The 14,115-nt window shown below is 59.2% G+C and carries 9 protein-coding genes and 5 tRNA genes; 3 read left to right on the top strand and 11 right to left on the bottom strand.

All coding sequences use genetic code 11. From position 1 onward, the window contains the following. Positions 1-133: 133 nt before the first annotated feature. On the top strand, positions 134-1,315 hold the full coding sequence (gene ubiF / locus REA38_RS23165; RefSeq protein WP_308886702.1) for a 3-demethoxyubiquinol 3-hydroxylase: 1,182 nt from the start codon (positions 134-136) through the stop codon (positions 1,313-1,315). 87 nt (positions 1,316-1,402) lie between these two features. Here the strand turns inward: ubiF and REA38_RS23160 are convergent. From REA38_RS23160 to nagB, 11 genes are all read right to left on the bottom strand, one after another. Continuing rightward, a tRNA-Gln gene (locus REA38_RS23160) sits at positions 1,403-1,477 on the bottom strand. Between the two features lie 4 nt (positions 1,478-1,481). Beyond that, a tRNA-Met gene (locus REA38_RS23155) sits at positions 1,482-1,558 on the bottom strand. Between the two features lie 41 nt (positions 1,559-1,599). After that, positions 1,600-1,674: transfer RNA gene (locus REA38_RS23150), tRNA-Gln, on the bottom strand. Between the two features lie 30 nt (positions 1,675-1,704). Beyond that, a tRNA-Leu gene (locus REA38_RS23145) sits at positions 1,705-1,789 on the bottom strand. 17 nt (positions 1,790-1,806) lie between these two features. Then, positions 1,807-1,883: transfer RNA gene (locus REA38_RS23140), tRNA-Met, on the bottom strand. A 219-nt stretch (positions 1,884-2,102) separates the two neighbouring features. Continuing rightward, a complete protein-coding gene (asnB, locus tag REA38_RS23135) occupies positions 2,103-3,767 on the bottom strand; it encodes an asparagine synthase B (RefSeq protein WP_033637446.1) in 1,665 nt (554 codons plus the stop codon). A 284-nt stretch (positions 3,768-4,051) separates the two neighbouring features. Then, positions 4,052-5,488, bottom strand: a complete 1,437-nt coding sequence (locus tag REA38_RS23130) for a carbohydrate-binding protein (RefSeq protein WP_041033868.1) — start codon at positions 5,486-5,488, stop codon at positions 4,052-4,054. A 188-nt stretch (positions 5,489-5,676) separates the two neighbouring features. Further along, the gene (locus tag REA38_RS23125; RefSeq protein ID WP_004939957.1) at positions 5,677-6,429 is read right to left on the bottom strand and encodes an HAD-IIA family hydrolase; all 753 of its coding nucleotides are present in this window, start codon (positions 6,427-6,429) and stop codon (positions 5,677-5,679) included. Positions 6,430-6,496: 67 nt separating this feature from the next. Beyond that, positions 6,497-7,717 carry an N-acetylglucosamine repressor gene (locus REA38_RS23120; RefSeq protein WP_033637448.1) on the bottom strand — a complete coding sequence of 407 codons (1,221 nt, stop codon included), beginning with the start codon at positions 7,715-7,717 and terminating at the stop codon, positions 6,497-6,499. Positions 7,718-7,744: 27 nt separating this feature from the next. Then, positions 7,745-8,884 carry an N-acetylglucosamine-6-phosphate deacetylase gene (gene nagA / locus REA38_RS23115; protein WP_164096875.1) on the bottom strand — a complete coding sequence of 380 codons (1,140 nt, stop codon included), beginning with the start codon at positions 8,882-8,884 and terminating at the stop codon, positions 7,745-7,747. Between the two features lie 18 nt (positions 8,885-8,902). Continuing rightward, positions 8,903-9,703 (bottom strand): glucosamine-6-phosphate deaminase, encoded by an 801-nt coding sequence (nagB, locus tag REA38_RS23110; RefSeq protein WP_004939952.1) that lies wholly within the window; start codon positions 9,701-9,703, stop codon positions 8,903-8,905. Positions 9,704-10,037: 334 nt separating this feature from the next. Here nagB and nagE point away from each other — a divergent pair, with 334 nt between their 5' ends. Together nagE and glnS are read left to right on the top strand one after the other, a co-directional pair. Further along, a complete protein-coding gene (gene nagE / locus REA38_RS23105) occupies positions 10,038-12,074 on the top strand; it encodes an N-acetylglucosamine-specific PTS transporter subunit IIBC (protein ID WP_033655302.1) in 2,037 nt (678 codons plus the stop codon). Between the two features lie 240 nt (positions 12,075-12,314). Then, positions 12,315-13,979: a glutamine--tRNA ligase gene (gene glnS / locus REA38_RS23100; RefSeq protein WP_308886700.1), complete on the top strand. Its 1,665-nt coding sequence runs from the start codon at positions 12,315-12,317 to the stop codon at positions 13,977-13,979. The last annotated feature ends 136 nt before the right edge of the window (positions 13,980-14,115 follow it).

Genomic DNA, 14,115 nt, shown 5'->3' with positions numbered 1-14,115 from the left:
ATCATTTGCCGCCGTTGTGACCAGCGCGGGGGAAAATGGCACGCAACCTGAAGCCGGAGCGAAAATCCGGTACACTGCGCAAAACGCCATACCGGGTGGGATGGCGAGCATTCACACAGAAAACATAGCCAATATGAAGACATCTCAAAATCGGTATGACGCGGTGGTGGTCGGCGGCGGCATGGTCGGCGCGGCGGCGGCCCTGGGGCTGGCGCAGGCGGGCTGGTCGGTGGCGTTGCTGGAACATCAGGCGCCGCAGGCGTTCGAGGCGCAAAGCCCGCCGGATCTGCGCATTTCCGCTATCGGCTGCACCTCGGTGGGGCTGCTGAAACAGCTCGGCGCCTGGCAGGCCGTGACGGCGATGCGCACGGCGCCGTATCGCCGGCTGGAGACCTGGGAGTGGGCGTCGTCGCGCGTGGCGTTCGACGCGGTGTCCCTGGGGCTGCCGGAGCTGGGCTTTATGGTGGAAAACCGCATTCTGCAGCTGGCGCTGTGGCAGCAGTTCGCGCAGTGCGCCAATTTGACGCTGCTGTGCCCCGCCAGGCTGCAATCGCTGCAGCGGGCGGACAATGCCTGGCAGTTGACGCTGGACGGCGGTGAGACGCTGCAGACGCGTTTGGTTGTCGGCGCCGACGGCGCCAACTCGCAGGTGCGCAAGCTGGCGGCGATCGGCACCAACGGCTGGCAGTATCGTCAGGCGTGCATGTTGATCACCGTCGATACCGGCGCGCCGCAGCAGGATGTGACCTGGCAGCGCTTCTTCCCATCCGGGCCGCGTGCCTTCCTGCCGCTGTACGACAGCTGGGGGTCGCTGGTGTGGTATGACAGCCCGCAGCGCATTCGCCAGCTGCAGGCGATGCCGCCGGCGCAACTGGAGCGCGAGATCGCCGCCGCTTTCCCGTCGCGACTGGGCCCGGTCAAGGTGCACGCCGCCGGTTCGTTCCCGCTGACGCGGCGTCATGCGCAGCGCTACGTGCTGCCGGGGCTGGCGCTGTTGGGCGATGCGGCGCATACCATCAACCCGCTGGCCGGGCAGGGCGTCAATCTGGGGTATCGCGACGTGGATGCCTTGCTGAACGTATTAAGCGATGCGCGGGAGCAGGGAGAGGACTGGAGCAGCGAGGCGGTACTGCTGCGCTATCAGCGCCGCCGCCGTACCGACAATCTGCTGATGCAGAGCGGCATGGATCTGTTCTATACCGCTTTCAGCAATAACCTGGCGCCGCTGAACGTGGCGCGCAATCTGGCGCTGATGGCCGCGCAGCGGGCGGGCAAGCTGAAAGAGCATGCGTTGAAGTACGCGTTGGGATTGTAACCGACAGGGCTCGGCTGCGGCTGGGCTCGTTAGGATTGGCCGAGCGCCGAAAAGCAAAAAGCCCGCCGAAGCGGGCTTTTCTAAATATGGCTGGGGTGCCAGGATTCGAACCTGGGTATGCTGGTATCAGAAACCAGAGCCTTACCGCTTGGCGACACCCCAATTATGGTGGCTACGACGGGATTTGAACCTGTGACCCCATCATTATGAGTGATGTGCTCTAACCAGCTGAGCTACGTAGCCGATGGTACTTTTTACTTCTTTGATTTGCAAGCAGTTTGTTATGGCTGGGGTACCTGGATTCGAACCAGGGAATGCCGGTATCAAAAACCGGTGCCTTACCGCTTGGCGATACCCCATCAACATACTGCGCCGACGATGAAGAGAAATGGTGCGGGAGGCGAGACTTGAACTCGCACACCTTGCGGCGCCAGAACCTAAATCTGGTGCGTCTACCAATTTCGCCACTCCCGCAAATGCAAAAAAATAGATGGTGGCTACGACGGGATTCGAACCTGTGACCCCATCATTATGAGTGATGTGCTCTAACCAGCTGAGCTACGTAGCCCTCTTTTTTTGCTTTGCCTTCATCGGCGTTGCGGGGCGCATTATGCGTATATGACCGATTTGCGTCAACAAGTTTTTTCCCGAAAAAGTGCCCGGAAGCGCCGTTTGTCTGGGTTGTGAACATTATGGCGATAAAATCGGCAATTCAGGCAGTTGGCGGGGGGAAAAGGCAACAAAAAGGCGGGCCAAAAGGCCCGCCCCGAGGGAAAGCGCCGTGCGATTATTTATAGGCGGCCTGGTGTACGCCGACGGCGCGGCCGGAAGGATCGTCCATCTTCTTGAACGATTCGTCCCATTCGATGGCCTTGGCGGACGAGCAGGCGACAGACGGGCCGCCCGGCACGCATTCGGCGGCGCTCGGCAGCGGGAACAGCTCCTCGAAGATTTCGCGGTACAGGTAGCCTTCTTTCGAAGTCGGCGTGTTGTACGGGAAGCGGAAACGCGCGGTTTCGAGCTGTTGATCGCTGATTTGCTGCGCAGCGACCTCTTTTAGCGTGTCGATCCAGCTGTAGCCGACGCCGTCGGAGAACTGCTCTTTCTGGCGCCAGGCCACGCTGGCCGGCAAATAGGACTCGAAACATTCGCGGACGATGTGTTTTTCCATTTTGCCGTTGCCGCACATTTTATCTTTCGGGTTGATGCGCATCGCCACGTCGAGGAATTTCTTGTCCAGGAACGGCACGCGGGCCTCAACGCCCCAGGCGGACATTGCCTTGTTGGCGCGCGCGCAGTCGAACATATGCAGCGCCAGCAGCTTGCGCACGGTCTCTTCGTGGAATTCGCGGGCGTCCGGCGCCTTATGGAAGTAGAGGTAGCCGCCGAACACTTCGTCCGCGCCTTCGCCGGAGAGCACCATCTTGATGCCCATCGCCTTGATTTTGCGCGACATCAGGTACATCGGCGTCGAGGCGCGGATGGTGGTGACGTCGTAGGTTTCGATGTGGTAAATCACGTCGCGGATGGCGTCCAGGCCTTCCTGCACGGTGAAGTGGATTTCATGGTGCACGGTGCCCAGATGGTTGGCCACCTCCTGCGCGGCGCGCAGATCCGGCGAGCCTTCCAGGCCGACGGCGAAGGAGTGCAGCTGCGGCCACCAGGCTTCGCTGCGTTCCTGATCTTCCACGCGGCGCGCGGCGTACTTCTTGGTGATCGCCGAGATGACCGATGAATCCAGCCCGCCCGACAGCAGCACGCCGTAAGGCACGTCGGACATCAGGTGGCTTTTCACCGACTCTTCCAGCGCGGTGCGCAGGGCTGTGGCGTCGGTCACGTTGTCTTTGACGCTGTCGTAATCGAACCAGTCGCGGCGATAGTATTCGCGGATCTCGCCGTCCTGGCTCCACAGGTAACTGCCGGCCGGGAATTCCTTGATGGTGCGGCACACCGGCACCAGCGCTTTCATTTCCGAGGCGACGTACAGGTTGCCGTGCTCGTCGTGGCCCATGTACAGCGGGATGATGCCCAGATGATCGCGGCCGATCAAGTAGGCGTCTTTTTCGGTGTCGTACAGGGCGAAGGCGAACATGCCTTGCAGATCGTCGAGGAAGTCCGGGCCTTTCTCCTGATACAGCGCCAGGATCACTTCACAGTCGGAACCGGTCTGGAACGCGTAGCGGTCGCTCAGCTGTTGGCGCAGCGCCTGGTGGTTGTAAATTTCGCCGTTGACCGCCAAAACGTGGGTGTGCGCAGCGTTGTACAGCGGTTGAGCGCCGTTGTTGACGTCGACGATCGACAGGCGTTCGTGGGCCAAAATGGCTTTGTCGCTGGCGTAAACGCCGGACCAATCCGGGCCGCGGTGGCGCATCAGGCGCGACAGCTCCAGCGCTTTCTTACGCAGTTCAACGGGATCGGACTTCAGATCGAGCACACCGAAAATAGAACACATACAACTCTCCTAACGGGCTTTTATGACTGTGATGTTGTTTTTTACTGTTATGGGCAGCATTGCCGATTCATCAGCGATAACGCGGTTTTGCTGCGCTGTGGTTATGAAAATGCGCCTAAAGCTGCATGAGATGCAAGCGTTTTAGCCATACGCTGAGAAATAGTTGTTTGCCTGGACGCTGTTTTTGACGGATTTTCAGTTATCGGCGGGGAAAATTAGCGATTATGCAATTTTTAGCGTAATGACGGGATTGCCGGCCGGTTTGACCGGCAATCGATTAGCAATTAGGCGATGAGCTGCCACAGGGTGAAGGCGGCGTCCGGCGTCCAGCCGGCGTTGGAGGTGTGCGCCTGAATACAGGTGTATTTCTTGCCTTTATAACTCACCACGTCGCCGGCTTGGTAGCTGTGGTTGTTCTGCCACTCGGGCGCGCTCGGATCGGGCGGCGTGCCGTCGTTGGCGGTTTTGACCGCCAGCGCGCTGCTCGGCAGCGAGGTATTGCCCTGGCTGTCGGTTGCGGTAACGAAGTAGCTGTACTGGGTGGCCGGAGCCAGGCCGTTGTCGGCCAACGACAGGCCGGCAGTCTGGCCGATCGGGTTGCCGTTGCGGTAAACGGTGTAACTGGCGATCGGTAAGGAGCCGGTGGCGGCGGCCCAGCTCAGCTTCAGCGAGGTGGCGCCCAACTCGGAGACCGTCAGCGCCGTCGGCGCATTAGGCTTTCCCGGCGGCGGGGTGACTCCGCCCTGAATCAGCGGCGCGTAGCGGGTTTTGAACTCCCAGCTGTAGGCCACGCCGGCTTTGCTCTTGCCGTTGTCCCAGTTGATTGACCAGGTCATCAGGCCCTTGATCGACAGGTTTTTGGCGTCGAGACGCGAGAAGGCGTTATACACCGCCTGTTTGTCGATCACGTAGCCGGTGGCGGCGGCATCGTTGTTGCTCGGCAGACCGATGACGAATTTTGCTGCAGGGATCTTTGCATAGCCGCGGGTGCCGGTGACCAGGCTTTCCGTCAGGTAGTAGAGGAAGTCCTCTTTCATGGCGTCGTTATTTTGCGTGATCCAGGCGTTGAGCTCGTCCACCCAAATACCGTCTCCACCCTGGTTATAATATTGCGGCGCGATAAAGTCATAATAGCCTTCGAGGGCGTTGATATAATCCAGGTAGGTGCCGTTGGTGCGTAAATATGGGAATTCCGGCGCCATGCTGATAATAAAGTTTTTCCCCTGCGCGGCGTAATGGTCTTTTACTTTTTTCAGCGCCGCAGGCAAGACGGTTTTATTATTGGCGGCGCCGATCGCCGCCTGTTCCAGATCGATATCCAGGCCGTCGAAGCCGTAGACTTCCACCAGGCGAATAATCTCGTCTTTCAGCCGGTCTTCGTCGCCGGTTTTCAGTTCGATGTGCGCGTCTGCGCCGCCGAGGGAGATCAGCACCGCGCGGCCCTGGCTGTTCAGCACGCCCACCTGGCGGCGGAACTCGGCGTCGGACAGGTTGTAAGGCTTGAAGGTCGGGATGCCCTGGCCTTTCATAAAGGCGACGGCCACCACGTTATATTCGGCGGGAATGTCGGTCAGGTTCATATTGGCGAACTGGCCTTGTTGATAACCGTCACTGGCGCCGGCGGCCCAGTTGTGCCAGAACCCCATCAGGATTTTTTTATTGGCGATAGTCGGCATAATGGCAGCGTCATCGGCGGCATTAATAATGTTATTTGTGCTCATGGTAGCCTCATTAATTAGGGTAAGGGATTTTCGCCTGCCGGCAATATCAGCTATTGGCGGGGCGTAAGGTTATAATGAGGGTTTTTAGCGCGGGCAGGCTGAAACCTTTTGCGGCCATGAACGAATTAAATTCAAACTGCGGTCAGGAAGAGGGAAATAATGGCGGCCGGGCAGCCGCCATAAATGCGTCAGAAAATAGTGATATCGGCAACGGAAGGGTAGACGTAGCTCGGGCGGAAAGGCATGGTTTCGATGTCGCTCAGCGTGGAGACGCCGGACAGCACCAGCACGGTTTCCAGGCCGGCCTGGAAGCCCGCCAGAATGTCGGTGCGCAGGTTGTCGCCGACGATCACCGTCTCTTCCGAGTGCGCCTGCATTTTGTTCAATGCGGCGCGAATGATCCACGGGCTGGGCTTGCCGACGTAAAACGGCTTGCGGCCGGTGATCTTCTCGATGGGGGCGCACAGCGCGCCGCAGGCCGGCGAGAAGCCGTGGCCGTGGCTATCCGGGTTGGTGGCGATAAAGCGCGCGCCGTTACTGACGAAGTAGGCGGCCTTGTGCATCATGTCCCAGTTGTAAGAGCGGGTTTCCCCGACGATCACGAAATCCGGGTTGATGTCGGTGATGGTGAAACCGGCTTTGTACAGCTCATGGATCAGCGCGCCTTCGCCGACCACGTAGGCTTTTTTGCCTTCCTGGCGGCGCAGGAAATCGGCGGTGGCCATCGCCGAGGTATAGAACGCGCTCTCCGGCACTTCCAGCCCGGCGGCGGCGAAGCGGTTCGCCAGATCCTGCGCGGTCTGTGACGGGTAGTTGGTCAGCACCACCAGCGGCATGCCTTGTTCCTGGATGCGCGCCAGGAACAGATCGGCGCCGGGCACCGGCGTATTGTCATGCAGCAGCACGCCGTCGATATCGCATATAACGTTTTTGATTTTCATTTGTCGCTGTTTCTCATGATTACGGCAGGCAAGGGGTGACGATAACACACCTGCCAGAAGCGGCGGATCAGCTTTCCAGCAATCGCTGCAAGAGCACGCCGTTGAGCATCGCGCGTTTGGCCAGGGCGAAAGCGCCGATCGCCGAGCGATGATTGAGTTCGGAGGTCACCACCGGCAGATTCTTGCGGAAGTCCTTCAGCACCTGGGTATTGATGCAGCTCTGGATCGCCGGCAGCAGCACTTTGTCCGCTTCGGTGATCTCACCGGCGATCACCACCTTCTGCGGATTGAACAGGTTGATGGCGATGGCCACCGCCTTGCCCAGATAGCGGCCGACGTGTTCGATCACTTCGCTGGCCAGCAGATCGCCGCGGTTGGCGGCCTTGCAGATGGCGTTGATGCCGCAGTCTTCCAGCGTCAGTTTGCTCGGGTAGCCCTGGCTCAGCAGCTGGCGCACGCGCTGTTCGATCGCCGCGTTGGCGGCCACCGTTTCCAGGCAGCCGAAGTTGCCGCAGTGGCAGCGTTCGCCGAGCGGATCGATCTGGATATGGCCGATCTCGCCGACGTTGCCGTTGTTGCCGAGAAAAATCTGCCCGTTGACGATGATGCCGGCGCCGGTGCCGCGGTGCAGGCGCACCAGAATCGAGTCTTCGCAGTCGCGGGTGGCGCCGAAGTAGTGCTCCGCCAGCGCCAGGCTGCGGATGTCGTGGCCGACGAAGCTGGTGACGTTGAAACGTTGCTGCAGGTTGTCCACCAGCGCCCAGTTGCTGACGCTGATGTGCGGCATGTAGCGCACCACGCCCAGCGCCGGATCCACCAGGCCGGGCAGGATCACCGCGATGGCGATCAGCTCGCGCAGGCGGCGCTGATTCGCTTCGATGAATTGGGCGATGGCGGCGAACAGCGCATTCTCCAGCGTTTCCTGGGTGCGTTCCGGCAGCGGATAGTGTTCTTCGCCGAGCGATTTGCCGCTCATGTCATACAGGGTGATGGTGGCGTCGTGGCGGCCGAGACGCACCGCGACGGTATGGAAATGACGGGTTTCCGACACGATGGAGATCGCGCGGCGGCCGCCGGTGGAGGCTTGCTGATCGACTTCTTTGATCAGCCCGCGCTCCAGCAGCTGGCGAGTAATTTTGGTGACGCTGGCGGGGGCAAGCTGGCTGAGTTCGGCAATTTGAATGCGCGAGATCGGGCCCTGCTGGTCGATCAGGCGGTAAACTGCCGCGCCGTTAAGTTGTTTGACTAAGTCAACGTTCCCTATTTGTGCTTGTCCGCCAGTGCTCATCAATAATGTTACTCGCTGTTCATTGAATTAAACCTCGTTACCGTTAACGAGCGTTTTGGTGATTTTAAAATCACGGGTGAAGGCGGTCAGGTTAGCCACCTTGCCGGCTTCGATGGTGCCCAGACGCTGCTCGACGCCGATGGCGCGCGCTGGGTACAGCGTCGCCATGCGCAGCGCTTCGTCCAGCGCGATGCCGATATGCTCGACGCTGTTTTGCACCGCTTCGATCATGGTCAGTGCGGAACCGCTCAGGGTACCGTTCTCATCCACGCACAGCCCATCCCGATAGTATATTGTTTTACCGGCGAAAATAAATTGGTCAATATCTGCACCTGCCGGTGCGGTCGCGTCGGTGACCAATACCAATTTATCACCTTTCAGGCGTTTGGCGTTACGGATACTCGCCCAGGCCACGTGATGGCCGTCGGCGATGATGCCGGTATAGACCTCCGGCGTATCGAAGATCGCCCCCATCAGCCCCGGTTCGCGGCCGGTGATATACGGCATGGCGTTGTACAGGTGGGTGGCGAAGCTGATGCCGGCGGCGAAGCCGGTGCGCGCCTGATCGTAGGTGGCGTTCGAGTGGCCGGCGGAGACCACGATACCGGCCTCGGTCAGCTGCTTGATAACGTGCGGTTCAACCATCTCCGGCGCCAGCGTCACCTTGGTGATCACGTCGGCGTTGGCGCACAGGTAATCGATCATGTCCTGCGTTGGCTTGCGAATGAACGCCGGGTTATGGGTGCCTTTTTTCACCGGGCTGAGGTACGGCCCTTCCAGGTGCAGGCCCAGCGCCTGGTTTTGGTGCTTTTTCAGATAGGCGCGCATCACCTCGACGCTGTGCTTCATGAATTCGTCGCTGCTGGTGATCAGCGTCGGCAGATAGCTGGTGCAGCCGGATTTCTCGTTGGCGCGCTGCATGATCTCCAGCGTTTCTTCCGAAATCGCTTCCAGCGAATCGTTGAACTGTACGCCGCCGCAGCCGTTCAGCTGCACGTCTATAAGCCCGGGGGCCAGGATGGCGCCACCCAGGTCGCGCGTTTCGATGCCGGCGGGCAATTCAGCCGCCGGGCAGACTCTCTCGATCAGCCCATCAGCGATAATGACTGCATGGTCATCAAGTACGTCGTGGCCGGTATAGATTCGGCCGTGGGTTAAAGCGAACATCGTAGCCCCCTGCAAAGATTAAAGACTTTTCACGCTTTCCGCTTCTAACTCGCGGAAATATTTAACGGTTTTGACTTTCAGCTCCATGGTGGCCGGTTCGTCGCACACCACCACCGCTTTGGCGTGCAGCTGCAGGCAACTGATGGTCCACATGTGGTTGATGTTGCCTTCCACCGCGGCTTCCAGCGCCTGCGCCTTGGCGTGGCCGGTCACCAGGATCATCACTTCTTCGGCATCCAGCAGCGTACCCACGCCGACGGTCAACGCATATTTCGGCACCAGGCTGACGTCGCCGCCGAAGAAGCGCGAGTTGGCGATGCGGGTGTCTTCGGTCAGCGTTTTGATGCGGGTGCGTGAAGCCAGGGACGAAGCCGGCTCGTTGAACGCGATATGGCCGTCGATGCCCACGCCGCCCATGAACAGGTTAATTTTGCCGTAAGACTTGATCTTCTCTTCGTACTGGCGGCACTCGGCGTCGACATCCGCGGCGTTGCCGTTCAGCAGGTTGATATTTTCACGAGGGATATCAACGTGATCAAAGAAGTTGCGGTACATGAAGGTGTGGTAGCTTTCCGGGTGTTCCTGCGGCAGGCCAACGTACTCGTCCATGTTGAAAGTCACAACATGCTTAAAGCTTACTTCACCTGCTTTGTGCATCGCAATCAGATGTTTGTAGGCTTCCAGCGGCGTGCCGCCGGTAGGCAGGCCGAGGACAAACGGGCGCTCTGCGGTTGGCTTGAATGCGTTGATGCGTTGAACGATATGACGCGCGGCCCATTTGCCGACTTGTGCGGTATCTTTCAGTGGGATAAGTCTCATCTAACACCTCTTGGGATAAGTAAACTAAAGCTATACTGTACGGGCCTGCGGGAGTCCTAAGCGTAACCCAGCTTTATGATTCTCGCGTGAATCGTCCGTTCGGTTGATTTTTTGAATGATAAAATAAGTTTTGTGTGATGGCCAGCAATCCGGGAGGGAAAGACTACTTTTTGGTGATATTTATCACAAAAAGGGAGGTTTTAATTTGCGATACAAAATAAATTTTTTACACTCGGCATGAGTGATACGTGCCATGCGTTGTTTCTAAAAAGGTAGTGAGAGCTCCAAATAAACTACTAATAGGGTCCGTCCGCGGACAACATAGGGGGAAAAGGTGAACATTCTTAGTTATTTGCAAAAGGTGGGACGGGCGCTGATGGTGCCGGTCGCCACGCTGCCCGCCGCCGCCATCTTGATGGGCGTCGGGTACTGGATTGACCCTGTTGGTTGGGGCGGCGACAACGCTTTCGCTGCCTTATTGATTAAGTCTGGCTCTGCGATTATCGATCATATGGCGGTGTTGTTCGCCGTTGGTGTCGCCTACGGCATGTCCAAAGACAAGGACGGCTCTGCCGCACTGACCGGCTTCGTCGGTTTCCTGGTGCTGACCACCCTCTGTTCACCGGCCGCCGTGTCGATGATTCAGAAGATCCCGCTCGATCAGGTGCCCGCCGCGTTCGGCAAGATTGAGAACCAGTTCGTCGGTATTCTGGTGGGTATCATCTCCGCCGAAGTGTACAACCGCTTCAGCGGCGTCGAGCTGCCTAAGGCGCTGTCGTTCTTCAGCGGCCGCCGCCTGGTGCCGATCCTCATTTCCTTCCTGATGATCCTGGTCGCTTACATCCTGATGTTCGTCTGGCCAGTGGTGTTCGGCGCTCTGGTGAGCTTCGGCGAACACATCCAAAAATTGGGCTCGGTCGGCGCGGGCATCTATGCCTTCTTCAACCGCCTGCTGATCCCGGTCGGCCTGCACCACGCGCTGAACTCGGTGTTCTGGTTCGACGTGGCCGGCATCAACGATATCCCTAACTTCCTCGGCGGCCAGCAGTCGATCGACGCGGGTAAAGCGGTCGTCGGCATCACCGGCCGTTATCAGGCCGGCTTCTTCCCGATCATGATGTTCGGTCTGCCGGGTGCGGCGCTGGCCATCTATCACTGCGCGCGTCCTGAGAATAAGGCCAAAGTGCTGGGGATCATGATGGCGGGGGCCTTCGCCGCTTTCTTTACCGGCATCACCGAACCGCTGGAATTCTCCTTCATGTTCGTGGCGCCGGTGCTGTATGTGATCCACGCCGTGTTGACCGGTATCTCGGTGTTCATCGCTGCTAACATGCATTGGATTTCCGGTTTCGGCTTCAGCGCCGGCCTGGTGGATATGATGCTGTGGGTGCGTAACCCGCTGGCGACCCACTGGTACATGCTGATCCCGCAGGGCCTGGTGTTCTTCGTCATCTACTACGTGGTGTTCCGCTTCACCATCAACAAATTCAACCTGATGACCCCGGGCCGCGAGCTGGCGGTTGCCGGTGACGAAACCGACGGTTACGACGTCAACGTCAACAGCAACGGCGGTAAAGACGAGAACGAAACCACCACGCTGGCCCGTCGCTACGTCGGCGCGATCGGCGGTTCCGACAACCTGACCGGCATCGATGCCTGCATCACCCGCCTGCGTCTGAACGTGAAAGACTCCGCGCTGGTGAACGACGCCTTGGCGAAACGCCTCGGCGCATCCGGCGTTATCCGCCTGAACAAGCAGAGCGTGCAAGTGATCGTCGGCACCCGTGCTGAACTTATCGCCAGCGCAATGCGCAACGTGATTGCAGCCGGCCCGGTAGCGGCTGCGGCGGCCCCGGCGGCGGCCCCTGCCGCGGAAGCCAAACCGCAGGCGGTGCCGAACGCGCCGAAAGCCGCGTTTGAAACGCTGGTGGCGCCGGTGACCGGTGAAGTCGTGGCGCTCGATCAGGTGCCGGACGAAGCTTTCGCCAGCAAGGCGGTAGGCGACGGCTTGGCGATTCGCCCGACCGACAACATCGTCGTGGCGCCGGCGGACGGCACCGTGGTGAAAATCTTCAATACCAACCACGCGTTCTGCCTGGAAACCGACAAGGGCGCCGAGATCGTGGTGCACATGGGGATCGACACCGTCGCGCTGGAAGGCCAGGGCTTCAAACGCCTGGTGGAAGAGGGCGCGGAAGTGAAAGCCGGTCAACCGATCCTGGAACTGGATCTGGATTATCTCAACGCCAACGCGCGTTCGATGATAAGCCCGGTGGTGGTCAGCAACTCTGACGACTACGCCGGCCTGGCGGCGCTGGCCAGCGGCTCTGTGGTCGCCGGTCAGACCAAGCTGTACGAGATCCAAAAGTAAGGCCGTTTTTACCTGAGTAGTACCGGGGGCCGGCCACGCATCATGGCGGAGTTTGCCCCGATTTGGCGGGAAGAGAGCGATCTCTTCCCGCTTTTTTTATCCCGTTTCGCCCCACGGCGGTGCGCTGCGCGCCGAGGGGGCAACGCGCCGCATTTTTCGTGCAACAAACGGTTGTTTCCAGACGTGGCTTGTTGGATCATAGGCGGTTATGTGTAGCGCTTTGCATTGAGGAACAGTGAAATGAGTGAGGCTGAAGCCCGCCCAACCAATTTTATCCGTCAGATCGTCGATGAAGATCTGGCGTCGGGGAAACACACGTCGGTACATACCCGCTTCCCGCCGGAGCCTAACGGCTATCTGCATATCGGCCACGCCAAGTCCATCTGCCTGAACTTCGGCATCGCCAAGGACTATCAGGGCCAGTGCAACCTGCGTTTCGATGACACCAACCCGGTGAAAGAAGACATCGAGTTCGTGGAGTCAATCAAGCACGACGTGGAGTGGCTGGGCTTTGAGTGGAGCGGCAACGTTCGTTACTCCTCAGACTATTTCGATCAGCTGCACCAGTATGCGGTCGAGCTGATCACCAAGGGGCTGGCCTACGTCGATGAGCTGTCGCCGGAGCAGATCCGTGAATATCGCGGCACCCTGACCGCGCCGGGCAAAGACAGCCCGTACCGCGATCGCAGCGTGGAAGAGAACCTGGCGCTGTTCGAGAAGATGCGCAACGGCGAGTTCGCCGAAGGCGCCGCCTGCCTGCGCGCCAAGATCGATATGGCTTCGCCGTTTATCGTGATGCGCGATCCGGTGCTGTACCGCATCAAGTTCGCCGAACACCACCAGACCGGCAATAAATGGTGCATCTACCCGATGTACGATTTCACCCACTGCATTTCCGATGCGCTGGAAGGGATCACCCATTCGCTGTGTACCCTGGAATTCCAGGATAACCGCCGTCTGTATGACTGGGTGTTGGATAACATCACCATTCCTTGCCACCCGCGTCAGTACGAGTTTTCGCGTCTCAACCTCGAATACGCCATCATGTCGAAGCGCAAGCTGAACCAGTTGGTGACCGAGAAGATCGTCGAAGGCTGGGACGACCCGCGGATGCCAACCGTCTCCGGTCTGCGCCGCCGCGGTTATACCGCCGCCTCGATTCGCGAGTTCTGCCTGCGCATCGGCGTGACCAAGCAAGACAACAACGTCGAGATGGTGGCGCTGGAATCCTGCATCCGCGACGATCTGAACGAGAACGCCCCGCGCGCCATGGCGGTGCTGGATCCGGTGAAAATCGTCATCGAGAACATGGGCGATGCGGTGGAAATGGTCACCATGCCTAACCATCCGAACAAGCCGGAAATGGGCAGCCGCGATGTGCCGTTCAGCCGCGAGATCTATATCGATCGCGCCGACTTCCGCGAAGAAGCCAACAAGCAGTACAAGCGCTTGGTGCTGGGCAAAGAAGTGCGTCTGCGCAATGCGTACGTGATCAAGGCCGAGCGCGTCGAGAAGGACGAAGTGGGCGAGATCGTCACCATCTTCTGCAGCTACGATGCGGAAACGTTGAGCAAAGATCCTGCCGACGGCCGCAAGGTGAAGGGCGTGATCCATTGGGTGTCCGCGGCGCACGCGCTGCCGGCGGAAATTCGCCTGTACGATCGCCTGTTCAGCGTGCCTAACCCGGGCGCGGCGGAAGATTTCCTCTCCACCATCAACCCGGAATCGCTGGTGATCAAGCACGGCTTCGTCGAGCCGAGCCTGGCGGCCGCACAGCCGGAGAAAGCCTATCAGTTCGAGCGTGAAGGTTACTTCTGCGCCGACAGTCGCTATTCGTCGGCCGAGCATCTGGTGTTTAACCGCACCGTCGGCCTGCGCGACACCTGGGCGAAAATCGAAGGCTAATCTTATTCGCCTCGAAAATTAATGAATCAGCGCGGCTTAGGCCGCGCTTTTTTATGCCTGTGGTTTCACCTGCGATCTATTCTTCTCTGATTTTAACCGGAGCGCGTTTAATTAATCACGGCGCATTAACCCATAA

It is taken from the genome of Serratia sp. MF1(2023) (assembly GCF_030954545.1).
In the GTDB taxonomy this organism is placed as follows: Bacteria; Pseudomonadota; Gammaproteobacteria; order Enterobacterales; family Enterobacteriaceae; genus Serratia; species Serratia sarumanii.
Note: the sequence above shows the minus strand (reverse complement) of the source record. Positions and strands in the feature narration are given on the sequence as shown.

Excerpts from the sequence above, each read along its gene's own strand:
- ubiF (WP_308886702.1), top strand. The coding sequence starts at position 134 with ATGAAGACATCTCAAAATCGGTATGACGCGGTGGTGGTCGGCGGCGGC.
- REA38_RS23120 (WP_033637448.1), bottom strand. The coding sequence starts at position 7,717 with ATGAGCACTGGCGGACAAGCACAAATAGGGAACGTTGACTTAGTCAAA.
- nagA (WP_164096875.1), bottom strand. The coding sequence starts at position 8,884 with ATGTTCGCTTTAACCCACGGCCGAATCTATACCGGCCACGACGTACTT.
- REA38_RS23130 (WP_041033868.1), bottom strand. The coding sequence starts at position 5,488 with ATGAGCACAAATAACATTATTAATGCCGCCGATGACGCTGCCATTATG.
- asnB (WP_033637446.1), bottom strand. The coding sequence starts at position 3,767 with ATGTGTTCTATTTTCGGTGTGCTCGATCTGAAGTCCGATCCCGTTGAA.
- glnS (WP_308886700.1), top strand. The coding sequence starts at position 12,315 with ATGAGTGAGGCTGAAGCCCGCCCAACCAATTTTATCCGTCAGATCGTC.
- nagB (WP_004939952.1), bottom strand. The coding sequence starts at position 9,703 with ATGAGACTTATCCCACTGAAAGATACCGCACAAGTCGGCAAATGGGCC.
- REA38_RS23125 (WP_004939957.1), bottom strand. The coding sequence starts at position 6,429 with ATGAAAATCAAAAACGTTATATGCGATATCGACGGCGTGCTGCTGCAT.